Genomic DNA, 24,093 nt, shown 5'->3' with positions numbered 1-24,093 from the left:
AGTATGCGTCAGTTGTTTTGGATCAGCTTTTTTACTGCATTAGTAGTTTTTGGAGCAACGTTTCTAGGAAGCGTTCCTGCACCGTTCGTAGCATCAGACAATTTGAATTTTCTGAAGAGCCAACCCATTGTGTCTATATCATCAAGTGCTAACAACGCAATTGAAATCGATGGCATTCGGTTTGAAACGTTAGTGCCTCAGAACATCGTTCGCTTACCAAAGCGGGGGGAGGAAGTGAATGTTCAATTCAGAGTTCGGATTACGAATCAAACATCCACACCGTATCGCTTTAACTTACAACGATTTTTACCTGAGATGTCGAATTCCCAAGGTCAGATGCTAGTTGTTGGTGGTGGGCGCAATAGTAGCACTGAAATTGAGGAATCGGATATTCCGCTTCTTAAACCTGGAGAAAGTACAGAGTTTTTAATGAATGCAAAATTGTTATGGCGTGAAAAGCGCATTAGCTTAGTAGGCTATGCTTTATACGGAAGTATTGTGGAGTTTTATAATCTCCATTCTGGTCAGTATCAAATTAGATTTGAGTATGAAAATCTCCAGCCAAGGCGGGAAATGTTGCTTATCACGACTGGAAGGACACAAGTTGGTAATTTATGGGTGGGAAAAGTTGTTACCTCTTTCGCAGGAATAACCTTTCAGTAAATTTGCTAGAACCCCAATGATCTATAACGAATGCTTGGAAGAATACGGTTGCATAAGGTAAGTATAAATTGAATTCGTAGATGTTCGGTCTCTAAAGTGGCACATACAGAACCTGAATCTATGCTTTGTGAATTGCCTGAAGATCAAACTTCTAAAGTAAATTCGGCTATTACAAAAGCAGAAGTGGCATAAGCCTACGCAAGCGAAGTTCTGCTTTTCCCATACAGTAACCCCTGCATCTAACACCTATTTATTACAAATGCAGTTCAGTGAGCCTCTATAGATCGGCTCACGTTGTTCGGGTGGTCTACCGCTGTCTAGCCTTTTTCCAATCAACGGGTTTAACTGATGTTCCGTTACGAAAAGGCAGATTTTGATTGTCGTAGCGTTATCGCTCGTCTTTCTACCCCTCGAACACCTTTTAGGAGTTTCACTATGATGTTTCGCTTCTCCAATACGTATGAACAACTATTGCAGGCGCATAAAGCAATCAATTTATCAACACAACCTACAACACTAGACGCAAACCAATTTGAACAGACAAATCAAAGAAGTCTGAGTAGCGATCCCAACACTGGCTTTAGCGAGTTTGAACAGCAAGTTGTAGACCTGACAAATCAAGAGCGTATTAGTCGAGGACTATCCCCGTTAGCGATTAATCCAACGCTCAATAATGTCGCTGAACAACACAGTCAGGACATGACAGTGCAGAATTACTTTAGTCATCAAGGCAAAGATGGCTCCCTTCCTTGGAATCGAATGCAGGCACAGGGCTATGCCTACTCGCGTGCGGCTGAAAACATTGCATTTGGGCAAACAACAGCGCAGCAAGTTGTCACCGACTGGATGAATAGCCCAGGACACCAAAAAAATATTCTTGATCCCAATCTCAAAGAAATTGGTGTCGGTTATTACAATGGGTACTGGACACAGAATTTTGGAACTGCGATGGCCTAACCAGTCGCATAATTAGTTCACCAAAATTGACCTGAAAAAAGGGTAGACATCCCGATGTCTACCCTTTTCAAAACACTCAGTTTAAGTGTTGCGCATTATCTAATTAAACGGCGATCTGATTCGCAAACCCTGACGGAAGTGTGGGAGCGTCGAGTTCAACAACCTTAGCAGAATCATGCGAATGCCATACTTTGCCATCAAGTGCCATTTGCTCAATTAGACTCGCGAGACGCAACGCCTTGAGCGCTTGCACACCCCCCACTGATGGCTGATGTCCTCCCCGAACGCATTGAACAAAATGTTCTAACTCCGCATGGAGAGGCTCAATATTGCTCGTCTGAACTTTTTCAATCAGACCATCCTGACGATACAGCACCTGTCCGTAATCGGTTCGATAGTTCGCCGTCGTCTGACGGTGAATCAAAATTTCGTTTTTGAGAAAATCAGCTTCCGTTAAAGAACTCTTGCAGTGAGCCGCAATGCGACGAATTTTTCGATGTGTCACTTTGCTAGCGGTCAGCGTTGCGACAATGCCATTGGCAAAGCCTAACGTTGCGGTTACATAATCAAGATAGCCAGAATCAGACGCACGGCTTCCACTCGCCGTTAGTTTGCTCACAGGGGATGCAGCTAACTCCAACAGCAAATCGATGTCGTGAATCATTAGGTCTAAAACGACCGAAACATCGTTCGCGCGATCGGAATAAGGACTCATCCGATGAGCCTCTAAGGCCAGCAGTTCCTCAGTTTTGAGAACTTTGCTTAGCTCCTGAAACGCTGGGTTAAATCGCTCGATATGTCCAACCTGAAGAATGCATTGGCACTCCGCTGCTAAATTGACGAGCGATTCTGCCTCTGCAATACTTGCCGCGATCGGCTTCTCAATCAGAACATGAACTCCAGACTTTAGCGCTGCTGAGCCAACTGCATGGTGCAGCCGAGTCGGAACCGCGATACAAACCGCATCGACGCATTTTAGCAGGTCGTGGTAGTCCTCAAAAAATCGGACACGATATTTGCTTGCCGTGTCCAATCCTCGTTCTACATTAATATCAGAAACACCCACTAGTTCTACATCTTTGAGCAGACTCAAGACCCTAGTATGGTGTTGTCCCATATTACCGACCCCGATGACACCCACACGAATCGGATCGAGATGGGGTCGTTGCATACCAAAATTGGAGTACCCAATTGGGATATCACCTTGCACTCTTATTACTCCTCCACCACCGAGATTGTGCTGATAAACAGCTGTAAATTCTCCTCAAACATCCAGATACTAACACAGCAACATTAAATATGAAGAATTTCAAAGATTAGTCTAAGTTCCCTTAAACGATAAGATTTTTGATTTCTTATGCTTTACGTCAAAAGAGGGAGTTTCTAAATTAGGAGCAAAATTTGAGTCGTTTTTAGTGAAAAAATGGAGCATAGAATACGGAATAGCAGGGATCTCTGGAGGTGATGAAATCGGATTTACAGCAAAGAGCAGTTGGGTTAAACCAGCTCTTACACTTAATTGGACGCCGAAACAGAAGTCAAGGTTTAAATGAAGGTGTGTGAATTTCCTAGATTGCATCTCCGTAAACTTCTGGTAAGTCTCCATGAAGATTTCACCAAATATAGACCAGGGCTTGATAGCTCTATTGCTATGCAGAATTTGGCTGGATATGATCTTGGGATCATTGATGGGGTTCTTACGTGGACATGAGACCAACACAGCCCGTGCCGCAAGAAGTTGTGCAACAAGTCGCTGACTATTTCAGTGTGTTGGGTGAACCGATGCGCTTGCGGATTCTTAATTTGCTTCGGGATGGGGAAAAATGTGTTCAAGATTTAGTCGAGGCAACAGAAACCAGCCAGGCGAATGTATCCAAACACTTAAAGGTGATGTTGCAAGCAGGAATTTTAACGCGCCGCACAAAAGGCACGTTGGCCTATTACAGCGTTGAAGATGACTTGGTGTTTGAGCTTTGCAATCTAGTCTGCGATCGCCTTGCCAGTCGGATTGAGCAACAGGCCAAACACTTTCGAGCATTTAGTTTAGCGAGTGAAGAAGGGGGGATGGCATAAAGCATCCCTTAATGGCCCTCCCTACTCACCTTTCTGCCCAAAACCCTGCTCAAATACAGTCCGCGTCAACGGCTGATCAACGATTAGCCCTTCTCCACCCAGCGTCTTCAAGGCGTTACCTTCGACAGACAGAAATACTGGCGCTTTTGGATCAAGGCTTGTGGCCGTATAAAGCACTTGAGCAAGGCGAGTAGACATAGAAAGACTACCGCCACCTGTTGTAAAGGTTTTTGACAAATCGACGTAAATTCCCTTGGGCTGAACTTTGAGACTCCGCAATTGAGTGCCTTCTGGAATGGCAGATGATACGTTTTTGGCGGGTGGCTCGCTAAGAACTGCCTTCATAGCTGCCGTTAGAGCGACTTCAGGTTTCTCAGTTTCTTTGACGTTAATCGGAGAGGAAGTGAGTTGAATTTCAGCCCCTCGATCTTGCAGCCAATACGCTTGAGGCGTTTTCTGAGACACTACTTCTGGCTGGGAAGTGTTTTTATTGGGAATGGTATTGGCGGGCGGAGGGAGCGGAGATGCAGATGGAGTGGGCTGAGTTTGCTCGATCGCAGCATTGGGAACGGGCTTACGTTGTTGAGATTGCTGCCAGGTGAAATAAGCGGTAGCACTGCCCGCCGCTACCATTGCTGCCGATAACCCAACCACAATTCCAACCGGAATTCTACGCTTCTGCTCTTGCATGGAGAAACCTCCCAGAACTAATTCATGATGTGTAATTTGTCGTCGGGAACCTGCCCCAGGAATTACTGAGGTGAACCTTAGGAGATGCTTAAGTAACTACACTATGTTTAGCGCGAATTTCGGAAAGAATGCGAACAAATTTTACTTTCGTGAGGTTGGGCGAAGCTGAACGAAGGTCGAAATTTCCAGATGGCTGGGCTGTACGTTGAATGCTAGAACGCGAGCCGTAATACCTGATTTTTCTAGCGATCGCAGATCAAAGCGATTGGCGATGGTTTCGGTTAGAGCTTGAACGACTGGAGCGGGAGCAGCTTGCCCGTTGGCAGTAACCTGTAAGTTTTGAAGCTGTAGGGTTCGCCCTGCGATCACTTCAGGTTTTGCTTCAGCTACGATCGCGAGTTGGTCAGGATAACCCTGTTCTTGTAACGTCGCTTGAACACGGACGCGATCGCGCTTTAGAGTGATGCGCGGACTTAGAAACGTGTATCGCTGGTTACGCCGCACTAAGTTTTGAAGTTGAGTAGTGATTTTGGGTGATTCCAGCGCCTTATTGATGTCTTCCTCCTTGAGAATCATCCGTACTCCTGCTTGCAGAGGTTTCGCAAGCTTAAGGCGCAATCCTTGTAGGGCAACGGGATCGGTTTCAAGTTCTAAAGTGTCAATGCGGATGTCTTTCTGAGGAACCAAGCCCCGCCCTACCAATCTGAGGCGATCGATTCGGCCTTGTACGAGTTGGTAGGTTGGGGCATTGTCGATACGAACCTGCAAGTCTTCGACAGAAACGAATTGTTTACGAAGCGTTGATTCGGCAACGCGATCGCTCACGATTCCGAGGGGAGAAACTAATCCAATCAAGCTTGATAAAAGAAGGGTGAAAAATTCCATGAGTTAGTCCCGACTGCCAAGAGATCAATGCACCGCTTTACAAATATCACTGCTCAAAGGGAGGTATTGTCTCTGTTTCTGCGGTGGCAGATTGAAGCCATTCTTGCATGGCAGGCAGCGCTAAGAGCGCATCCGCATAAGCTTGGCAGATTTCATCAAGCGCAACGCCATAGGTTCGGAAGCGCAGCACAACGGGAGCAAACATCGCGTCTGCGATCGTAAACCGCCCAAATAAAAACGGTTCCTTTCCACCATACGCTTGTCGGCAGTCTCGCCAAATTGTAGTGATTCGATCGATGTCGTTTTGCACCTCTGAGCCGAAGTCTCGACCCGGCAGGTGAGCGCGGCAATTCATGGGCAGGTGATGACGCAAGGCAAGAAACCCAGAATGCATTTCTGCACAAATTGACCTCGCAACAGCACGAGCAGTATATGTACCAGACCACCACGATCGCTCTGGAAACATCTCTGTTAAATACTCAAAGATGGCGAGGGAATCCCACACGATGCGGGATTCGTGAATCAAAATCGGAACTTTGCCATTTCCTTGAGGGCAGAGTTGACGAATCTGATCAGTTGCCTCTGGACTGTAGAGCGGGATGCGAATTTCGGTAAAGGGCAAGTCGAACTGCTTCATCGCCAGCCACGGGCGCAGCGACCAAGATGAATAGTTTTTGTTGCCAATCACTAAGGTAAGGGAAGTCATATCGTTGCTTCAGTAATCCACTGCTTTAGGGTTGAGACAACATCTGTGATCGCGACGTTCTGCGTGTCTTTGGTTGCCCGTTTAACCACCTCGACGTTGCCGTCTTTCAGCGATTTTCCAGTGACCACGCGGTAGGGAATGCCGATTAGCTCAGAATCTTTGAATTTGACGCCTGCCCGCTCGTTACGATCGTCGAGCAGGGTTTCGATGCCTGCTTGATTGAGTTCAGCATAAAGTTTTTCAGCCGCTGCGACTTGATCGGCATCGTTCACATTGGGGATTACAACGACGGCGTGATAGGGCGCGATCGCGACCGACCAAATGATGCCGTCTTTGTCGTAAGATTGCTCGACAGCGGACTGCGCTAACCGAGACACGCCGACCCCATAACAGCCCATTGCTAAGGGAATTTCTTCCCCCTGCTCGTTGGTGTAGGTTGCGCCGAGCGGCTTGGAGTATTTTGTGCCGAGTTGGAAGATATGCCCAATCTCAATTCCTCTAGCGGTTTTTAGGGTTTGGGTAGGATCGTGGAGGGCGAGATCGCCAACGGTGGCTTTTCGGACATCGACAAGATTGGGCTTTGGAAACTGCGCTCCCCAATTTGCGCCAACCACGTGATAGCCTGCTTCATCTGCGCCCGTAACGAAGTTTTGCAACTCGGCAACTGTTTGATCGGCTAATCGAATGAATTTCGGAGCAATGTTCTTGCTCGATTGAATGTAGTCGTCACTTAAACCAGGAGAGATGTAGCCGAGCGGTAGGGGTTTCGCTACCCATTTTTGTTGAGCATCGGCATCGGGAACTGTGAGACCAACGATCGTTTTTCCACCGTATTGACCCGCTAACTTGACTAATTCATTCTGAAGTTTGACTTCGTTGACATCTTGATCGCCGCGTATCTGAACCAGGACTAAAGCGGTTGTGCCACTGTCAAACACAGCTTGATAGAGAACGTTTTTGACAAGATTTGTCGGCGAACAGTTGAGGAATTTGCAAACCTTTTCAATGGTTTCGGTTCCCGGTGTTTCCCGTTTTTCGTAACTGCCAAACGGAGAAGGAACAACGTCAGACGGAATCGAAGCCGCTTTCTCGACGTTTGCCGCGTACTTGCCGTCATCCGTATAGAGAATTTCGTCCTCTCCGGCATCGGCTAAAACCATGAATTCTTGAGAGCCTGAACCGCCGATCGCACCTGAGTCGGCGTCAACGGCTCGAAATTTCAACCCGCAACGACGCAAAATGTTGTGATACGCCTGATTCATTTTTTGGTACGTCGCCTTCATCGCTGCTTCGTCCGCATCGAACGAATAGGCGTCTTTCATAATGAATTCGCGACCGCGCATCAAGCCAAACCGGGGACGGATTTCGTCACGGAATTTGGTTTGAATTTGATATAAATTTTGAGGCAACTGGCGATACGAACGGATCATCTCCCGCGCGATCGCAGTAATCACTTCCTCATGAGTTGGACCTAACCCCAGCTCGCGCTCTTGACGGTCGATCAGGGAAAACATAATCCCTTCGGCTTTGGTGTAAGTATCCCACCGTCCTGATTCTTTCCACAGATCAGAGGGCTGCAACTGCGGCAGTAAACATTCTTGTGCGCCTGCTGCGTTCATTTCTTCGCGCACAATTTGCGACACCTTCTGCAACACGCGCCACATGAGCGGCAGATACGCATATACACCACTGCCGATTCGCCGAATATACCCCGCTCGCACCAACAGCTTATGACTTGGAATCTCCGCTTCTGCTGGATCTTCGCGCAGTGTCACCAACAACATTTGAGAAAGCCGCATCGATCGTGCCCCTTTGCGCTTATAAACCTAAGTTGAACAAACCATCCTTCAGTCTAAAGGACAGAGGATGGCAGGGAGCATTCATTCTACCTTTTGGTGACAATTCGCGCTGAGCACACCTATAGAAAACTGTGTTTAGAAGATTTGTGTGAATTTAGATTAGGCGATCCTTTGGAGCTTGGCAAAGCCGATTTCTTTAAAGTTGCGCTTTGCACGAATCGCGTTTGAATCTGAGGCAACAGTTTGGTACCTTAGCAGGGCGGTTTGATTTAAGCAGCAGGTTCGAGCAGGACCAAAGCATCGCTTAAAGTTACTTTAGTGAAGAAAGATTAGGAGAGATTATGTTTGCAGGTAAGCAGCCCACAACTCTAGGCGTTCGCAATGGTCGATTGTCTCCTTGTCCTGCGACGCCCAACTGTGTCTGTAGCCAAGATTCTGATTCAGCTCACCATATCGAGCCGTTGAAATTGAGTTCTCCTGAAACCGCGATCGCTGACCTCAAACGCACCATTGAAGCTCTGCCTAAGACAAAAATTGTCGAAGAGAGCAACGATTATTTATACGCGCAATTCACGAGTAAATTAATGGGCTATGTGGATGACGTGGAATTTTATGTCGATCGCGCCGCTAATGTGATTCACGTTCGGTCTGCATCCCGGCTCGGCAAGAGTGATCTAGGCGTGAACCGCAAGCGGATTGAACTGATTCGCACCCAGCTTGCGTAATACCTCAATTAGCGCAGAGCGCAACTTCAAAGAAATTGGCTCTGCCAAGAAGGCGCAACAGGATTTAACGACTAGCGTTTGGCGCAACTCTAAAGAAGCATCCTAATTTACGATGTTGCCGCTCGGTCTTTATTTTTGAACGTTCTTCGCATGACCCATTGAACGAAATCAGGAAAAAGCCGATTGGACAGAAGCGAAAGATTGGCTGACCCCACAAGCACCTCTGTCCGCTTGTGCTGGACGGCATCCCAAATCGCTTGAGCAACATCGGTCGGTTTCTCAATCACAGGGGCACTTAAAACCTGTTCAAGCTGCTGACGACGAGCTTGCTGGTCCTCCTCATCCTTGCCTTTAAACAGCGCTCGTTCCATGAAATCGCTCTTAATTAGACTCGGATAGATGCCGCAAACCGTAATGCCTTTTGGGGCAAGCTCTGATGCTAAAGATTTTGTCAGCCCAGTGACGGCAAATTTACTCGTCGCATAGGGAACAAGATACGGAGTCGGAACCTGTCCGCCGATCGAGCTAAGATTGACGATCGTTCCCGACCCTCGGCTCACGAAGTGGGGCAACAATTCGTGAATCGTGTGAATGTAGCCCCATAAATTGGTGTCTAGAATCAAGTGCCAATCTTCTAACGAATACTCTTCAGCGGGTCCTGATGTGTAGATACCTGCATTGTTAATCAGCACATCAACCGAGCCATATTCCGCGATCACGCGTTCAACTAAGTGCTTCACCTGTTGCGGATCGCGGACATCCGTTGGCACTGAGATCGCGCGATGGGCATAGGTTTGTAATTCCTGAGCCAACGCTTCTAAAGGTTCGGCATTACGAGCCGCCAAAACCACGTTATACCCATTGCGGGCAAACAACAGGGCAGTCTCACGACCGATGCCTTGAGACGCCCCTGTAATTAAAACTGTCGAAGCCATAGATCTAATTTAAAGAACGGTTTGATATTCCCTCTACGATCGCGGAAATGCCTAGAGAGTACTTCTGTCAAGATAGGTAAATCAAACGTTTGTCGGCTATTTCATCGCTTCTCGCACCAAAATAACCGTGCAGTCACAGCGTCTGGCAATCTCCTCTGGAATGTTGCCTTGAACCACCTGTTGCAACAAACTTTCACGAGTTGCGCCCAACACAATCACATCACACTGGTCTTTCTGCGCTAACGAAATAATCGCCCCAGATACCGAACTATCCTTCACCGGCATCAGGGTAACGGGGCACTTTAACCGATGTCTCAAAAAGGTCATGGCATCTTCTAGGGCAGAAGCACTAGGCAACGAGCGATCGGGATGATGCACTTGACAGAGGCAGATGTTCGGCTGTTGAGACAGTTGCGCTAAGGCAGGTAAGAGCCGGATCGCTTGGCGAGAATTCGGGCCACCCGCGATCGGCACAAGCCAACGATCGAGGTGAGGCTTCCCATCCCCCATCTTCACCAACACCACATCACAACTCGCCTGCCGAATGATCGTATCGACAACGCTGCCGAAAATGCGTCCAGGTGTTGTGGTTCCGCCTTTCCAGCCCATCACGATTAAGTCTACATGACGTTCTTTAAGGGTTTCTAGAATGGCGTGAGACACGTCATGCGTGACGCGCACCTGGGTATGCACCGGAATTTGCCAAGTTTTACCCAACCGGGATGCCCGCTTCAACAGTTGACGACTCACACTGGTAGACACCTTTGTTTCGGCTGGAACTTGATGGCGGGGCACTAGAATCACCTGGAGACACTCAAGTTCGTATCGACGATCGCGGGCGATCGCGGCAGCCATTTGCAACAGCCCGTCAGCCGTTTGAGGATTCGCGATCGGCACGAGCAATCGTCCTCGCCCCGTCGAGGGGGCTTGAGTTTGATAGACCACGTAAGAGGGTTCTGGTCGAGGTCCAAGCTGAGCTGCATCGTCGCCTAGCTTGTCTGATTCAGCTCGAATGATATCAGCGCGAGTAATGATGCCAAGCAGTTTACGATGCTCGACCACAGGCAAGCGGCTGATTTTGTAGCGATTGAGCAAATATAAAACGCGCGTTAATGGAGCGCTAGGACTCACTGTGACGGGTTGCGGCGTCATGATCGTCTCTAACGGCGAATCGTTCGCGAGGTTGCGCTCTTGAACGTGGGAAAGATCTGTCTGGGTCACAATGCCAACGAGTCTGCCATCTTCGACAACGGGAAAACCGCGATGGTGCGATCGCGAGAAGGCTTGCATCGCTTCTTCGACACTGATTTGGCTTGCTAAGGTTTCGACCCGTGGCTGCATAATATCGACGGCAGTCAACCCGCCTAACCTCACCTCAATTCCAGCCTTCTGGTCGAGTTGAATGCCCTTGGATGCCAGTAAATGCTTGTAGATCGAACCACTATGCATAGTTTCAGCCACGAGATAAGCTGTCACAGAGCCAATCATGAGTGGCAGAACTAAATTAAAGTCCGTCGTCATCTCGAAGACAATGATGATCGCAGTAATTGGGCCACGAGTCACCGCACTAAAAAACGCTCCCATTCCTGTGAACGCGGCGGTCGTCACCAAATTTTCACTTCCATCTAGGCCCAATGGAAGGCCAATCAGTTGCAACTGTTGCGCCGCAGTCGCCACTAAATGTCCCAACGTTGAGCCAAGAATCAGCGATGGCGCAAATAATCCACCAGGCGCACCAGCGCCAAATGCGACTAGAGTAAGAATAAACTTTGTGACGAAAATAATTGTGATGATCTGCCAGCTAAATCCACTGGTGATCCAGACTTCCTGCAGACTGTCGCGATCGCGTAGCACATCGGGCAGCAGCGCGATCGCTAAGCCTGAAATTAATCCAGCACAAGCTATTCTCCAAGGCAACCCCCACTGAAAGACGCGACGGTTGATCCGCAAACTGAGCAAAATGCCGCGCCCAAACAAGGCTCCTAGTAATCCCGCCAGAATTCCTAACACCAAAAACAAAGGGATGTCTTGGGCGGTGAAATTGGTGGAGAACTGGAGCAAATTTCTGCTGGCGTTGAGTCCTTGCCCGCCCAAGAGCCGCGACACCACTGCACCCACAAAAGATGCCAGAATTGCCGTTCCTAGCGTCAGTCCTGACACGTCTTGCAGCAGTTCTTCCACCACAAACAGAACGCCTGCGATCGGCGCGTTGAATCCTGCTGCCAATCCTGCCGCCGCACCTGCTGCAATCAATTGACGTCGGTGATCAGGCGAGGTAGGAACCCAAGCGCTCAGTTGGGCCGCGATCGCGGCTCCAATTTGCACCGTTGGACCTTGCCGACCTAAGGTTAAGCCTGACCCGAGCGAGAGTAACGTGCTAAGCAACTTTACGATCGCTACCCTGAGATTCAATGCGATCGAGACACCGCCCAAGGCAGCTTTGACTTGAGGAATACCGCTTCCAGACGCTTCAGGAGCAATCCGTTCGATCAAAATGCCTGCTAAAAAGCCGCCTACGATTCCAATCAAGGGCAAAACAATCCAGGCCGGATACACTTGCGCTGTGTGCAACCGCCAGCCGCTCAGAAATCCTGCTCCTTGCTTCAACAGCACCGCCGCCAATCCAGAGACCAATCCAATTACGCAAGCTTCTAGAACAGCGAGTTGCTTTGGCTGAAAAACACGAGGAATTGGCTTCAAAAAGTCAAAGCGCATGAGGATAATTTGCCTTGGTCGCCGTACACTGCCTTATCTTAGCGGTCAACTTTGATTGCAATGAAAGGAGCCAGCCTCTTGGACTGTGGAGAATGAGTAAAGATTTCAAAAAATAGAGATTTCAAAAAATAAGGTGGGCAATTGCCCACCTTACAAGCCATGATCTATTATCTGATGACCTGTTTTATTAGCTGCCAACTGTCACAGATTGGCTTTGGCGATGCTCCTCAACCATTTTGCGGAATTGGTCTCCTTCGATCGTTTCTTGGTCTAACAGGGTATCGACTAAGCGATCGATGAGGACTCGGTTTTCTCTCACTAATCGACAGGCATCGGTATAGCAGTGTTGTGCGATCGCTTGCACCTGCTGATCAATCTTGCCTGCAAGTTCTTCAGAATATTCCGATCGTGGCATCAAACTTCGTCCCAGAAAGACTTCATCATTTGAGGTCTCTAGCGCCAAGTTACCCAGATCCGACATGCCAAAGCGGGTGACCATCTGACGCACCATGCTCGTCACTTGCTGAATATCGCCGCTGGCTCCCGTCGTGATTTCATCATCACCAAAGATGATTTCTTCTGCTGCCCGTCCGCCGAGTGCACTGGTCACTTGAGCTAAAATCTGCGATCGCGATGTTAAGCCTTGCTCTTCATCGGGGGTAAACCACGTAATCCCAAGCGCTTGGCCTCTCGGAACTAGGGTAACTTTCTGTACCGGATCGTGATTCTTCATCAAGGTCGCGACGATCGCGTGACCCACTTCATGGTATGCAATCAGCCGTTTCCGCTTGCTATCCATCAGGGGCGCTCGTTCCATGCCCGCAATCACCCGATCGATCGCATCGTCAATTTCTAAGGGCGTGATCGCATCTTTGCGCCGCCGCGCTGTCAGAATCGCGGCTTCATTCAGGAGGTTAGCCAGTTCTGCTCCAGAAAAACCAGGGGTACGACGGGCAACGGCATCAAGGGAAATCTCGTCAGAAAGCTTCTTATTGCGAGCGTGGACTTCTAAAATCTTGAGACGTCCCTTGTACGTTGGTAGGTCTACAATAATCTGCCGATCGAAGCGACCCGGACGCAGAAGGGCAGAATCTAGCACATCAGGGCGGTTCGTTGCAGCGATAATGATGATGCCTGCATTGCCTTCAAAGCCATCCATCTCAGTGAGCAGTTGGTTTAGCGTTTGTTCTCGCTCATCATTGCCACCACCAATTCCGGTTCCGCGCTGCCGCCCAACCGCATCAATTTCATCAATAAAAATAATACAAGGGGCGTTTTCTTTGGCTTTCTTAAACAAGTCCCGCACGCGAGACGCGCCGACTCCGACAAACATCTCGACAAATTCGGACCCAGAGATACTAAAGAAGGGAACGCCTGCTTCACCTGCGATCGCTTTTGCCAACAGCGTTTTACCCGTTCCCGGAGCGCCAACGAGCAGCACGCCTTTCGGAATCCGCGCGCCAACCGCCGTAAAGCGCTCAGGCTTCTTCAAAAACGTCACGACTTCTTGCAGTTCTTCCTTGGCTTCTTCAATCCCGGCAACATCGTCGAACAGAACTCCGGTCTTCGCCTCCATTTGGAATCGAGCGCGGGATTTACCAAAATTCATGGCTTGTCCAGGACCGCTCGAAGAGCTACTGGAGCGCCGCAAAATCATTAATAGTCCGCCAATCAGCAGCATGACTAACAGCAAGTTGGCGACTAAGCCGAGGACGAGGCTATTATCGCTGGTCGGTTGAGAATCGAAATCGACATTGCGCGATCGCAGCCGCTCAATTAATTCTGGATTGCGATCCAGAATCTGCACATCGATCGGGGCGTCCTTAGTTTTGCCTTCTAGTCTCACTTTCGCTACTCGTTGAGCCTCGTCAATTTCGACTTTTGAGACTTCCCCAGCATCAATCTTTTTCAGCAGTTCACTATAGCTGAGCGAATCACGGGTTTGTGCGATCGCAGGCGTACTCATAAGAATGCTTTGTATCAGCATCCAGCCCACCATGACTCCTTTCACCACCGTTCCCCGCACGGCGGTGGAACGCTGTCTTGTCAATGCCGTACTCTGCGATTCATTCTTCATATCCCGCGCCTTTTCACCTCAGTGCGACAACATCTTAGACTGCTGTTGAGTGCGAGATGTTGCTATGTTTGCATTCTAGTCTAACTTTCCCAATAAGCGATGGCATGGGAGGAAGGGCTATGGAGGTTAGCCTTAACCTACGGCTGCCCCAACCGTGTACTTCACAATCCGCAAACAGTTGCGTTGTCCCTGGCGATCGTAGCTGACTTCATCGGCTAATCGGCGCAAGAGAAACCAACCGTAGCCCCCTTCCTGAAGCGTTCCTGGCTTAGGTTCTGTCAGGGCAGTTGGATCAAAAGGCTGACCCCAATCCCAAATCTGAATCTCCATATGATCGTCGTGCAAGGCAACTTCGATGTCGATAGACGTTTCTACCGACAATCCGGAGTGGGCATGGCGAACGGCATTGGTAAAGCCTTCCGCTAACGCTAAGTTGAGGCGATGTAGCTGGTGGTTTTGACGGGCAACCAGCGGATCGTGCTGAAGCCAAAATGTCTCAAACCATTTCTGCACAGAGTTGAGTACTGTGAGTTTGCTGTTAACCGTCAGATGGTCTTGGTAGAACATGCTCAGGGTCGTTCGGAGGGGTCGCTGGGTCACACAATCTCACGAATTGGCATAGCCAATCGAAAGAGCGCGATTATCATAGTCGATGTAACAATAATTGCTCTAAGAATATCCGAAAGCGGGCAGATTTCTTTCGACAAGCGCTAAAAATGTTACTCAACGTCACCATCCTGGCCAGTGAAAAATACCGACTGATCACGTGGGTTGAAGCGCCTGCTCTTGTAATTCTAACAATTCTTGGATTCCTTGTTCTGCCAAATCTAAAATTTGCTCTAACTGCAAACGAGAGAAGCTACCCGCTTCTGCTGTTCCTTGAATCTCTATCATATTCAGCGCTTCGTTCATCACAACGTTACAGTCAGTGTCGGCAGCAACGTCTTCTGCGTAGTTCAAATCCAAGAACGCTTCATTTTCGATTAAGCCAACTGAAATAGCGGCTACACGATGAATGATGGGCGATCGCTCTAATTCTCCGGTTGAAACCAAATGAGCGATCGCGTCTTGCAAAGCAACAAATGCACCTGTGATCGAAGTCGTTCGAGTGCCTGCGTCGGCTTGCAGCACATCGGCATCGATCGTAATCGTGCGCTCTCCCAAGGCGTGCATATCAAGCGTCGATCTCAAACTTCGCCCAATCAGGCGCTGAATTTCTTGAGTCCGTCCAGAAAGCTTAAACGACTCACGCTCGTGGCGCTCTGGCGTTGCTCCGGGCAGCATTCGATATTCTGCGGTCAGCCATCCTTGCCCTTTCCCTTCAAGAAACCGGGGAACTTTGGGCTGAATGCTAACCGTACAGAGAACTTGAGTATCGCCGCAAATTGCCAAGACTGAGCCTGCTGAGAATTTGGTAAACCGACGCTCAAAGCGAGTAGGGCGCAGTTGGTTCGGCTGCCGACCATCAGGGCGATACCATGTCATGAGAGAAACCTCAAAGAGTGCAAAGAGTAGTACTCTATCACCTTAGATCTGGTCGGCTAAGGAAAGAATCAGGGACGCAACGCTTTGCAAAGAAGAACCCCAATCAGAAATATTGCATTCGCTAGAACTAGGCAGGGTACATACAGCAAAGGAGCAGATGGAATCGTAAAAAACTCCTCTGCTCCTTGCATAAAATCGACCTTCGTAGCTTGACTGCGCTGTTCTAGATGTTCAACCCCTGATCCAAGTTGATGTTCTAAGCCACCTAACAGAACACAAATCTATGGCTCACTCTGTTTCCGTTTTCTGCCATAACGCAAGCTTGCCAAGCCAGTAAGTAAGATAGCACCAACCGTACCGGGTTCAGGAACCTTTTTAGGAGGGTTGACAGCGGGAGATGGAGATGGCTCAGTCTTGATCTCTGGAATAAAAATTGGGTCTGGGGTGGGTGTTGGAGTCGGTGCGGGTGCTGGAGCCGGGGCTGGAGCAGGTGCGGGTGCTGGAGCCGGAGCTGGAGCTGGAGTCGGTGCGGGAGCAGGTGCGGGTGCTGGAGCCGGTGCGGGTGTTGGAGCTGGAGCAGGTGCGGGTGCTGGAGCAGGTGCGGGTGCTGGAGCCGGTGCGGGTGTCGGAGCCGGGGCTGGAGCAGGTGCGGGTGCTGGAGCCGGTGCGGGTGCTGGAGCCGGAGCAGGTGCGGGTACTGGAGCAGGTGCTGGAGCCGGTGCGGGTGTTGGAGCTGGAGCCGGTGCGGGTGCTGGAGCAGGTGCGGGTGCTGGAGCCGGTGCGGGTGTCGGAGCCGGGGCTGGAGCAGGTGCGGGTGCTGGAGCCGGTGCGGGTGCTGGAGCCGGAGCAGGTGCGGGTACTGGAGCAGGTGCTGGAGCCGGTGCGGGTGTTGGAGCTGGAGCCGGTGCGGGTGCTGGAGCCGGTGCGGGTGCTGGAGCCGGTGCGGGTGTCGGAGCCGGGGCTGGAGTCGGTGTTACTGCTACTGGTTTATTGACAAAAGCTTCACTTCCACCATCACCAAAGGCTTGAACGTGGAATCCAACACGCAAGACACTGTTTGTCAGGCTTTTAATGATGTCGTCAAATGTGACGTTGGAGCTTAAATTGAACAGTACATTCACAAATTCGCCAGGATTTACACCCATCTGTGAGACTGGTTGATTAGCCTCAACTGAAAAATCTGAGTTAAACCGACCTCCAGGAGCGTTATTGCTTCCTGGTAGATTACCTATGCTCTTAGGTATTACAAAATCTACGCCACTACCGCTATCAGTGATTGATGCGATACTTTTTAACAGGCTTGTAGTTTGGTCAAAATAAATTTGGGTTATGGAAGAGGCTTGTTGCCCAATGTTGTTGAACGAAAATAGAACCTGATTTGAGTTACTGCCCTTAGTCACATCTAAAAATAGTTGACTTTCACCTGTTGCAGCATTAGTAGCACTGTTCCCAGTGATATTTTGAAATCCAAAGCGCACTGTAGATGATGGCGCTGGTGTAGGAGTAGGAGCGGGCGCAGGTGCAGGAGTAGGAGCGGGCGCAGGTGCAGGTGCAGGTGCGGGCGCAGGGGTGGACGTAGTGGGGTTTTTTGCTGAAGCTTGTTGAGGTGTAGCTACCAAAAGACACATACCAATCAACGTCAGTGTGGGAAGTCCAAAGGCTACCTTGAATGAAAACTTTGACATTTTTCTAAAATTAATTCCTGGGTGTATGTATAAAGGTTTACACACAAAGAGCCTGTAACACGTGCAAAGCTTGAACCTTTAATCGCTTCTTCACCTACAACTATCTAAATTTGAGATTGCTAAATAATTGAAGAAACAATTAAGTAGTTGCTCGTATCATTTATTGCAATAAATTTGGAATTTCACGTATTTATTCTTAAATTTTATTCTGCGAATTCAGCTCAAGGTATAGAGGTGTTCAGTGCAGGTGTAGTACCTACGTGCATATACGCATTAAAATCACGACAATTCTATTTGAGGCTCTGATCTTGCTTAGAGCAGATTGGACATATAGTTAAATTTGAAAACGATAGATAGGGTTTAAAACGTTCAGAAGCCAGGATTTCTCCTGGCTTCCGATTTTCTACATCAGAATTAAAGGCTTTGGTTAACGACGAAGCCAGCCGTTAATTGTAAAGCGGCTGTCTCGAAAAGCTCGCGATGGGCATCGTACAGGTAGCACTTCATGCATGTAGCGACTTAAAAAGAAGACAATGCTATTGTTACGAGGCTCAACTGTATTAAAAGAGTCTGCCTTCACGTAATAGTTATTCTCAATCTTGCTGTCGTAAATTAGCAGCTCTCCACCAGCAAAAGGTTTTGGCTCTTGATAAAAGTAATAAACATAGGTAAGCTCTCGGGTAGCAGTGTCTTGGCTGCCGTTGTCGTTGTGAATTTTGTAGTAGTTTCCGTCGTTGTGAGACGTTAGTTGAGTTTCTATTTGAGAGATGGGAAACGGCGGCAATTCTAATTTACTGATTATGTCTGGAAGAATTGCTTGAATTCGATTGACTATTAACTCAGAAAAATTAGGGAATGAATATAGAACCTGCGATCGCCGATAATCTAAATCATCTGTTGAAGTATTTGTAGAAACAAAAGCTTTCTCCTGCTGGAACACGTAGTTCAGTAGTTGATCTCTTTCTTCATCAGTCAAGAAATTATCAATTTGTATATATTTAGAGACTAGGGTATCTTGAGGCTCTAGCTGAATCTCTTCAATTGATTCCAAAAAGATTGGAGGTTCTGTCACTAAACCAAGCAGATGTTCGCTCGGAAAGCAAATGACTGAACGGCCTTCATCAACAGGAATTTGAAATAAACCAGAAAGACTGCTTTTTTGAGAGTGGGAACGGTCTACCAACGTCGTTAGAAGCTCATGCAACAGCGGTGCATCTGATTTCAGCTTTAAAGCACATTCGTGTCCGCCGGCTAAGAGCAGTTTAACTGAGACAGTTTGAGATTCAGTTCGTTCAGAAGCTAGAGTCATATTTACTTCTTAGCTGGATGGCAAAAAAGGGACTAACTTGTTTCTTGTTGCTCTTAAGAACCCATCCACGATTCTCATTCTATGTCTGTTTTTCTGTGAGATATCACGACAACACGAACGCGGAATGCAATTTAGAATTGTTGGAGAAGCTCTGAGCATGTCTTGTAGAGAGTTCCCACAAAAAGAGTAATCAGAACTATAGCGCTACTGTCACATTCGCCATTAAAGATTCAGAGCAATCAGCTCACAGCGACGCTTTGATGCAATGACGATTGTGCTTTACAACTAACGTAAAGCGATTTATGGGTATTTATCCCTCATTTCCCTCAGTTATTCCAATTTTTTTTAAAATCTCCTCTCTCACTTCTCCAATCGCTTGATTACCATCAACCGTGACCAAGCGATTCTGTCGGTTGTAATACTCCAACAGCGGCGACGTGCGATCGCGGAATATCTCAATCCGTTTCTGCAATGCTTCTGGCTGATCGTCCTGTCTAGCTGGATTGAGGGAGCGACCGATCAACACTTCATCAGGAACGTCCAATAGAACCACGTAGTCTAAGGCTTGATTCAGTTGAGCCAGCAGAGCATCAAATTCTTCTGCCTGAACAGGCGTTCTCGGATAACCTTCAAGCAGCCACCCGTTCGCCAAGTCTTGCTTTAGCAACCGTTGCCGAATGAGTTCGATCACGATTTCATCGGGAACCAGTTCGTCTTGGTCGACAAAGATTCTGATTTGTTTGCCGAGGTCGGTTTTTTGTTTGATCTGCGATCGTAAAAGATCACCCGTCGAGATTGAACACAGCCCTAGCGTTTGACAGATTTGCTGGGATTGGGTTCCTTTTCCGGCTCCGGGTGCGCCAAGAAGAATGAGTCTCATCAAATATTTCCATTGGGTCTCTGATTTAGAGTATTACACTGAGTCAAAAATGCATCAATTTTTAGAATAATCAGCCGACTCAAACGCTTGAATTTATGAAACGCCACGCTTTAAAGACGTAGATGTTGATTTAGCTCATCAGCAGCAAGGGATGGGGTGCGGGCGGTTTGAAACGGCCTGTTCCGGGTCAACACTCCGCGCCTGTCGTATGGTGGCACTATCGACCTTCTGTAATTTTTAATGCGGGGCAAATTACCGAACGAGTTGATTCACAAAACAGAGATCGATGGTGCTAAAATTTGTACTCAACGCTAGGTGAAGATTTTCCATCGCCGCGATCAGCCATTGGACTTGCTCGCGAGTATGCGATTCGTAGTGATTGAACAGGATAGAGAATCGCTTTTCGAGATAAGGTTTGACTCGACTGCAAAGCAGCACAATTTTTAGCAGAAGACGAGTCGTTGAGGTTGCTCCCAGATTGGAGAGCAAGTCAACAAAGACAAAATGCTGCGGCTGTTTTGGACTGTCTACGACTAAGAAGTTTAGAAGTTGGCTACACGTTCTGATAATCAGAAAGTCGGTTAAGGGTAGCGAATCAACGTCTGGCAGCGTGTTTTTTAGATGGTTGCACAGTTGAGTGTTGAACTGCCGCTTTCCGTATTCCGAATCGACCGAGGCGGTAATGTAGTGATAAAGATCGCTCTTAAACTCCCGGTAAGAACGAATCTGACGGCTGTGGGTGATGAATCGCTGGGCGATATCCCGACACGTTGCGGAGCCTTCAACTTTGCCCACAAAGAGTTGGAGCGCACGCGCAAGATCGCGATCGCTGAGTAGAGTTGGATTTTGTATGAACTGCGTCGATTGAGTTTGCCGCGCTTGATGAGTGACATATTTAGACAGGTCAAGCTCAAACTGACGTTGCACTCGGGATTGCAATTGACGAATCGATGCCTGATGCTCAGTGGGCGTTCCTTCAGTGACGAGGCAGTGTTCGTAGAGATACGGGTAGCGATGAATCAAGGTCACGAGCGGCTGCGTATGACACTGCTCGCGAGGCTGACTGACCAGTTGCCCTAAACGCCTCAAGGTTAGAAATTGCTCGGTGTCGATGAATTGCTTGCTCAGTTCGCGCAGCCGACGGATAGAGCGCGATCGCGTGTAGTCGGTGATGGGGCGAGTTGGAGGGGCGGACAGAGACGCAATTAGGGCAGCGATCGCAGGATAAAACGGCGGGCGCATTTGCCAGCGATTGATCAAGATATGACAGCACCGATTGAGGATAAACCGGAAGTCTTGGTCAGAGGTGGTGGCAGCTACAATCTGGTCTAGCGATCGCACGATCGCAGCATCTGGGTAACTCATCCCCTCAATAAACAGTAGCCGAAAGCGTTCGACCAATTGCTGGGGCGACTCGGTTTGCACCAACCTCAATAAGTGTTCATAAAGCCGCTGTTCTTCTTGCGTAATGTCCCGAGTGGGATACGTTGTCCAGGTACTCACCTAATTTGCACTCCTGTTCGCCAAAGATGGGCGAAATTCTCTGTAAGTTAAAAAGTAAGTAAAAGCTTTCTGTAGGTTGAAAATGGGGGATTGAAGAAGTGGGGATGAAGTCGAGCTAATAAACACACGACTTTATAGAGATGACGTACCGGGGGACAACGACACTGTTAGAAGATGAGTGTAACGAAACGATGAAGGACTAGGTGTAATTTAAGTCACTTCACATCACCTAAACACAAATTGCGGAATCTACTTAACTAGAACTTTATAGCCTCCTTTTAAAGTAAAGAGAATGAAGTGTTCCCGATAGCTTCTGAAAAGAAAAACTTTCTGGCTCTGAATCTAAGTTTGAGTCTCACCATAGTGCAAAGCAACACTATCCTCATTCCGCGATCGCATAGCAAATCAGGATTCTTCACGTAAAACGTGTATTTCGCTGAACTACCCTTCATAAAAAAGGTTCATTCAACTTCGTGAGCGGCTCAATTACGCTTCTTCAACTTGACTAACGCGCCGCAAGTTCAGTACGTCTGTCATTTTTCTAATTTGAGCAAAGGTTCGCTCTAGCTGATCGTGGTCACAAATATCGATGCCCAAGTCAATCACTGCCGTTTGATCGGAGAAAGTCTTGACTTGGGCATTACGGACGTTAATATTGTTGTCTGTCAAGCGAGAGAGCAAATCTTTGAGAACCCCAACGCGATCGATCACTTCTATTTGAATTTCAACGGGGTAAACCTGCGGGCGTCCGTTGTGAGGCTCGGTCTGATTCCAACTCACGGGCACTAAGCGATTTCCAGGAATGGAGTCGAGGTTTGGACAGCCTTGACGGTGAATCGAAATGCCGCGACAGTTGCGAGTTACAACGCCAATGATCGGCTCGCCCGGAACCGAGTTACAGCATCCAGCAATGTAATGGAGCAAGCCTTCGACACCGACAATAGGCGACTTAGAAGGACTTGGGACAGCACGGGGGACGCTGGGCGAGAGGGAGAGAACTTGCGAATCTGCTAAAACACCGCCCTCAACCGGAGGATTCAGAACCTCCTGTTGTTCTTTCACGGCATCTCGAATGCGATTGATAGCCAGATTAAGGGTAACTTCGCCATAGCCGACAGCCGCTAAAAAGTCTTCGACGCTGTGATAGTTACATCGTTCTGCTGCTGCGAGCATGGGATCGGATTTAAGCAGCGCTTCAAAGCCGCTCTTACCCAAGTGTTTCTCTAGCATCTCGCGACCACGGGCGATGTTTTCATCTCGGTGCGATCGCTTATACCATTGACGAATGCGATTTCGGGCGCTGGGCGTTACAACAAAATTGAGCCAATCGAGACTAGGATGAGCATTCTTCTGCCGAATGATCTCAACAATGTCGCCGTTTTGGAGGCAAGTGTCGAGCGTCACCATGCGACCGTTGACTTTTGCTCCGGCACAGTGGTTGCCAACTTCCGTATGAATCCGATAGGCAAAATCAACAGTGGTCGAGTCTGGATTCAGCGCCACGACTTCGCCTTTGGGCGTGAAGACAAAGATATCGCCATCAAATAAATTGTCTTTGATGCTCTCCAGGTATTCCTGGGCATCTTTCATATCGTTTTGCCAATCGATCAGTTGCCGCAACCAAGTGAATTTTTCGTCGGTCGTGGTCTGCTGTTCCGTGCTAGAGCCACCCGTCTCTTTGTATTTCCAGTGCGCTGCAATTCCATATTCTGCGATATGGTGCATTTCGAGCGTGCGGATCTGGACTTCCAGCGGACGTCCGCTAGCGCCAATCACAACCGTGTGAAGCGACTGGTAGCGATTGGGTTTGGGCAAGCCGATATAGTCTTTGAAACGTCCGGGGATCGGTCGGAACATATCATGCACGATCGCTAGCGCACGGTAACACTCGTCATTGCTTTCAACAATGATCCGAATAGCAGCCACATCATAGATTTGCTCGTAGCCCTTCTGCTGACGCTGCATCTTTTCATAGATGCCGTAGAGATGCTTTGGACGACCGCTGACTTCAACCCAGCGAATGCCAGTTTGGGTGAGGCGTTGTTTAAACGTTTCGGTAACGGTGCTGAGGCGAGCTTCGCGATCGCCGCGCTTTTCGGCAACAAGCTGGCGAATTTCTTGGTAAGAGTTAGTCTCAAGATATTTGAATGCGAGATCTTCTAATTCCCACTTGATGTTACCGATTCCAAGGCGGTTGGCTAACGGTGCAAAGATTTCTCGTGTTTCTAGGGCAATGCGGCGGCGTTTCTCATCGGACAAATGTTCTAGTGTTCGCATGTTGTGCAGCCGATCTGCTAACTTCACGACGATCACTCGGATGTCTTGCGCCATTGCCAAAAACATGCGGCGAAAGTTTTCAGCTTGACGCTCAGTTTTGCTAGAGAAGTTAAATTTTGAGAGTTTAGTGACCCCCTCAACTAAACATCGCACCTCCGATCCAAAGTGCATCTCAATTTCTTCAGGGGTAATGTCGGTGTCTTCTACGACATCATGCAAAAAGCCAGCCGCAATCATCGTGCCGCTGCCTCCTAAATCGCGCAGAATTCCGGCAACAGCGACAGGATGAGCAATGTACGGTTCGCCGGAGGCGCGATATTGACCTTCGTGCAGTTGGTAGGCAAAGTTAAACGCTCTGCAAATCAGGTCACTATCATCAACAGGCAAGTCAACAGGATTGGCAGACAAAGGCTTGATCAAGCACTCTCGTAACCAATTTGGGAGAACAAAATCCTTGGTGGAAATAGATGCCGCTACATTCATGCTATTAGACTTTAGAGGATTCGGAGGTTCGGAAGGGGTAGATGACTAGAAATTGGTGATGTAGTGCGAGATACAAAACATGAATTAATAGAAAATGAGTCTAGCAGAGTAAAGCCTACGACTACTAGACATAGAGAGAAATTTGTTGATTGATATTCCTTGGACGATCTTGCGATCGTTGGGAACCTGGCAGCGTGATTCGCAGTGCTTAAAATTTTGCTGGAAGGAGATCCAAACAATCTAAAT

At 48.5% G+C, this 24,093-nt stretch carries 19 protein-coding genes; 5 read left to right on the top strand and 14 right to left on the bottom strand.

Going from position 1 to position 24,093, the window contains the following annotated elements:
* The first annotated feature begins 3 nt into the window (after window positions 1-3).
* On the top strand, window positions 4-663 hold the full coding sequence (locus AC5JLB_RS26305; protein ID WP_495876792.1) for a hypothetical protein: 660 nt from the start codon (window positions 4-6) through the stop codon (window positions 661-663).
* Between the two features lie 435 nt (window positions 664-1,098).
* Window positions 1,099-1,620: a CAP domain-containing protein gene (locus AC5JLB_RS26300; RefSeq protein ID WP_495876791.1), complete on the top strand. Its 522-nt coding sequence runs from the start codon at window positions 1,099-1,101 to the stop codon at window positions 1,618-1,620.
* Between the two features lie 103 nt (window positions 1,621-1,723).
* On the opposite strand, the gene AC5JLB_RS26295 is transcribed toward AC5JLB_RS26300, so the two are convergent.
* On the bottom strand, window positions 1,724-2,791 hold the full coding sequence (locus AC5JLB_RS26295) for a Gfo/Idh/MocA family oxidoreductase (RefSeq protein WP_495876790.1): 1,068 nt from the start codon (window positions 2,789-2,791) through the stop codon (window positions 1,724-1,726).
* A 536-nt stretch (window positions 2,792-3,327) separates the two neighbouring features.
* Here AC5JLB_RS26295 and AC5JLB_RS26290 point away from each other — a divergent pair.
* Entirely contained in the window at window positions 3,328-3,693 is a 366-nt protein-coding gene (locus AC5JLB_RS26290) for an ArsR/SmtB family transcription factor (RefSeq protein ID WP_495694062.1), read from the top strand.
* A 21-nt stretch (window positions 3,694-3,714) separates the two neighbouring features.
* On the opposite strand, the gene AC5JLB_RS26285 is transcribed toward AC5JLB_RS26290, so the two are convergent.
* The 4 genes from AC5JLB_RS26285 to proS all read right to left on the bottom strand — a co-directional run bounded on the left by AC5JLB_RS26285 (window position 3,715) and on the right by proS (window position 7,773).
* Window positions 3,715-4,383 carry a GerMN domain-containing protein gene (locus AC5JLB_RS26285; RefSeq protein ID WP_495876789.1) on the bottom strand — a complete coding sequence of 223 codons (669 nt, stop codon included), beginning with the start codon at window positions 4,381-4,383 and terminating at the stop codon, window positions 3,715-3,717.
* 141 nt (window positions 4,384-4,524) lie between these two features.
* Window positions 4,525-5,268: an LmeA family phospholipid-binding protein gene (locus AC5JLB_RS26280; protein WP_495876788.1), complete on the bottom strand. Its 744-nt coding sequence runs from the start codon at window positions 5,266-5,268 to the stop codon at window positions 4,525-4,527.
* Between the two features lie 46 nt (window positions 5,269-5,314).
* Window positions 5,315-5,974: a glutathione S-transferase family protein gene (locus AC5JLB_RS26275; RefSeq protein WP_495876787.1), complete on the bottom strand. Its 660-nt coding sequence runs from the start codon at window positions 5,972-5,974 to the stop codon at window positions 5,315-5,317.
* Window positions 5,971-7,773 (bottom strand): proline--tRNA ligase, encoded by a 1,803-nt coding sequence (gene proS, locus AC5JLB_RS26270; RefSeq protein ID WP_495876786.1) that lies wholly within the window; start codon window positions 7,771-7,773, stop codon window positions 5,971-5,973. The genes AC5JLB_RS26275 and proS overlap by 4 nt, the downstream gene beginning before the upstream one ends.
* A gap of 341 nt (window positions 7,774-8,114) precedes the next feature.
* Here proS and AC5JLB_RS26265 point away from each other — a divergent pair, with 341 nt between their 5' ends.
* Complete coding sequence (locus AC5JLB_RS26265; RefSeq protein ID WP_495876785.1) at window positions 8,115-8,498, top strand: DUF1499 domain-containing protein; 384 nt, start codon at window positions 8,115-8,117, stop codon at window positions 8,496-8,498.
* A 107-nt stretch (window positions 8,499-8,605) separates the two neighbouring features.
* Here the strand turns inward: AC5JLB_RS26265 and AC5JLB_RS26260 are convergent, their stop codons facing one another.
* The 5 genes from AC5JLB_RS26260 to rph form a co-directional block, all read right to left on the bottom strand.
* The gene (locus AC5JLB_RS26260) at window positions 8,606-9,433 is read right to left on the bottom strand and encodes an SDR family NAD(P)-dependent oxidoreductase (protein ID WP_495876784.1); all 828 of its coding nucleotides are present in this window, start codon (window positions 9,431-9,433) and stop codon (window positions 8,606-8,608) included.
* A gap of 96 nt (window positions 9,434-9,529) precedes the next feature.
* On the bottom strand, window positions 9,530-12,148 hold the full coding sequence (locus AC5JLB_RS26255) for a chloride channel protein (RefSeq protein ID WP_495876783.1): 2,619 nt from the start codon (window positions 12,146-12,148) through the stop codon (window positions 9,530-9,532).
* A gap of 187 nt (window positions 12,149-12,335) precedes the next feature.
* Window positions 12,336-14,225, bottom strand: coding sequence for an ATP-dependent zinc metalloprotease FtsH (gene ftsH / locus AC5JLB_RS26250; RefSeq protein ID WP_495876782.1), 1,890 nt, complete (start codon window positions 14,223-14,225; stop codon window positions 12,336-12,338).
* 132 nt (window positions 14,226-14,357) lie between these two features.
* Complete coding sequence (locus AC5JLB_RS26245) at window positions 14,358-14,825, bottom strand: ATP-binding protein (protein WP_495876781.1); 468 nt, start codon at window positions 14,823-14,825, stop codon at window positions 14,358-14,360.
* Window positions 14,826-14,987: 162 nt separating this feature from the next.
* Window positions 14,988-15,710: a ribonuclease PH gene (gene rph, locus AC5JLB_RS26240; RefSeq protein WP_495876780.1), complete on the bottom strand. Its 723-nt coding sequence runs from the start codon at window positions 15,708-15,710 to the stop codon at window positions 14,988-14,990.
* A 384-nt stretch (window positions 15,711-16,094) separates the two neighbouring features.
* On the opposite strand from rph, the gene AC5JLB_RS26235 reads away from it, so the two are divergent.
* Window positions 16,095-16,739, top strand: coding sequence for a hypothetical protein (locus tag AC5JLB_RS26235; RefSeq protein ID WP_495876779.1), 645 nt, complete (start codon window positions 16,095-16,097; stop codon window positions 16,737-16,739).
* Between the two features lie 1,083 nt (window positions 16,740-17,822).
* Here the strand turns inward: AC5JLB_RS26235 and AC5JLB_RS26230 are convergent.
* The 4 genes from AC5JLB_RS26230 to AC5JLB_RS26215 form a co-directional block, all read right to left on the bottom strand.
* The gene (locus AC5JLB_RS26230; RefSeq protein ID WP_495876778.1) at window positions 17,823-18,704 is read right to left on the bottom strand and encodes a 2OG-Fe(II) oxygenase; all 882 of its coding nucleotides are present in this window, start codon (window positions 18,702-18,704) and stop codon (window positions 17,823-17,825) included.
* Window positions 18,705-19,014: 310 nt separating this feature from the next.
* On the bottom strand, window positions 19,015-19,584 hold the full coding sequence (locus tag AC5JLB_RS26225) for an adenylate kinase (RefSeq protein ID WP_495876777.1): 570 nt from the start codon (window positions 19,582-19,584) through the stop codon (window positions 19,015-19,017).
* 252 nt (window positions 19,585-19,836) lie between these two features.
* Window positions 19,837-21,087 (bottom strand): Sll1247 family protein, encoded by a 1,251-nt coding sequence (locus AC5JLB_RS26220; RefSeq protein ID WP_495876776.1) that lies wholly within the window; start codon window positions 21,085-21,087, stop codon window positions 19,837-19,839.
* Window positions 21,088-21,573: 486 nt separating this feature from the next.
* Window positions 21,574-23,847 (bottom strand): RelA/SpoT family protein, encoded by a 2,274-nt coding sequence (locus AC5JLB_RS26215; RefSeq protein ID WP_495876775.1) that lies wholly within the window; start codon window positions 23,845-23,847, stop codon window positions 21,574-21,576.
* Window positions 23,848-24,093 lie beyond the last annotated feature (246 nt).

This window comes from Myxacorys chilensis (assembly GCF_059505265.1).
Note: the sequence above shows the minus strand (reverse complement) of the source record. Positions and strands in the feature narration are given on the sequence as shown.

Excerpts from the sequence above, each read along its gene's own strand:
- AC5JLB_RS26305 (WP_495876792.1), top strand. The coding sequence starts at position 4 with ATGCGTCAGTTGTTTTGGATCAGCTTTTTTACTGCATTAGTAGTTTTT.
- AC5JLB_RS26300 (WP_495876791.1), top strand. The coding sequence starts at position 1,099 with ATGATGTTTCGCTTCTCCAATACGTATGAACAACTATTGCAGGCGCAT.
- AC5JLB_RS26295 (WP_495876790.1), bottom strand. The coding sequence starts at position 2,791 with ATGCAACGACCCCATCTCGATCCGATTCGTGTGGGTGTCATCGGGGTC.
- AC5JLB_RS26290 (WP_495694062.1), top strand. The coding sequence starts at position 3,328 with ATGAGACCAACACAGCCCGTGCCGCAAGAAGTTGTGCAACAAGTCGCT.
- AC5JLB_RS26285 (WP_495876789.1), bottom strand. The coding sequence starts at position 4,383 with ATGCAAGAGCAGAAGCGTAGAATTCCGGTTGGAATTGTGGTTGGGTTA.
- AC5JLB_RS26280 (WP_495876788.1), bottom strand. The coding sequence starts at position 5,268 with ATGGAATTTTTCACCCTTCTTTTATCAAGCTTGATTGGATTAGTTTCT.
- AC5JLB_RS26275 (WP_495876787.1), bottom strand. The coding sequence starts at position 5,974 with ATGACTTCCCTTACCTTAGTGATTGGCAACAAAAACTATTCATCTTGG.
- proS (WP_495876786.1), bottom strand. The coding sequence starts at position 7,773 with ATGCGGCTTTCTCAAATGTTGTTGGTGACACTGCGCGAAGATCCAGCA.
- AC5JLB_RS26265 (WP_495876785.1), top strand. The coding sequence starts at position 8,115 with ATGTTTGCAGGTAAGCAGCCCACAACTCTAGGCGTTCGCAATGGTCGA.
- AC5JLB_RS26260 (WP_495876784.1), bottom strand. The coding sequence starts at position 9,433 with ATGGCTTCGACAGTTTTAATTACAGGGGCGTCTCAAGGCATCGGTCGT.
- AC5JLB_RS26255 (WP_495876783.1), bottom strand. The coding sequence starts at position 12,148 with ATGCGCTTTGACTTTTTGAAGCCAATTCCTCGTGTTTTTCAGCCAAAG.
- ftsH (WP_495876782.1), bottom strand. The coding sequence starts at position 14,225 with ATGAAGAATGAATCGCAGAGTACGGCATTGACAAGACAGCGTTCCACC.
- rph (WP_495876780.1), bottom strand. The coding sequence starts at position 15,710 with ATGACATGGTATCGCCCTGATGGTCGGCAGCCGAACCAACTGCGCCCT.
- AC5JLB_RS26230 (WP_495876778.1), bottom strand. The coding sequence starts at position 18,704 with ATGACTCTAGCTTCTGAACGAACTGAATCTCAAACTGTCTCAGTTAAA.
- AC5JLB_RS26225 (WP_495876777.1), bottom strand. The coding sequence starts at position 19,584 with ATGAGACTCATTCTTCTTGGCGCACCCGGAGCCGGAAAAGGAACCCAA.
- AC5JLB_RS26215 (WP_495876775.1), bottom strand. The coding sequence starts at position 23,847 with ATGAATGTAGCGGCATCTATTTCCACCAAGGATTTTGTTCTCCCAAAT.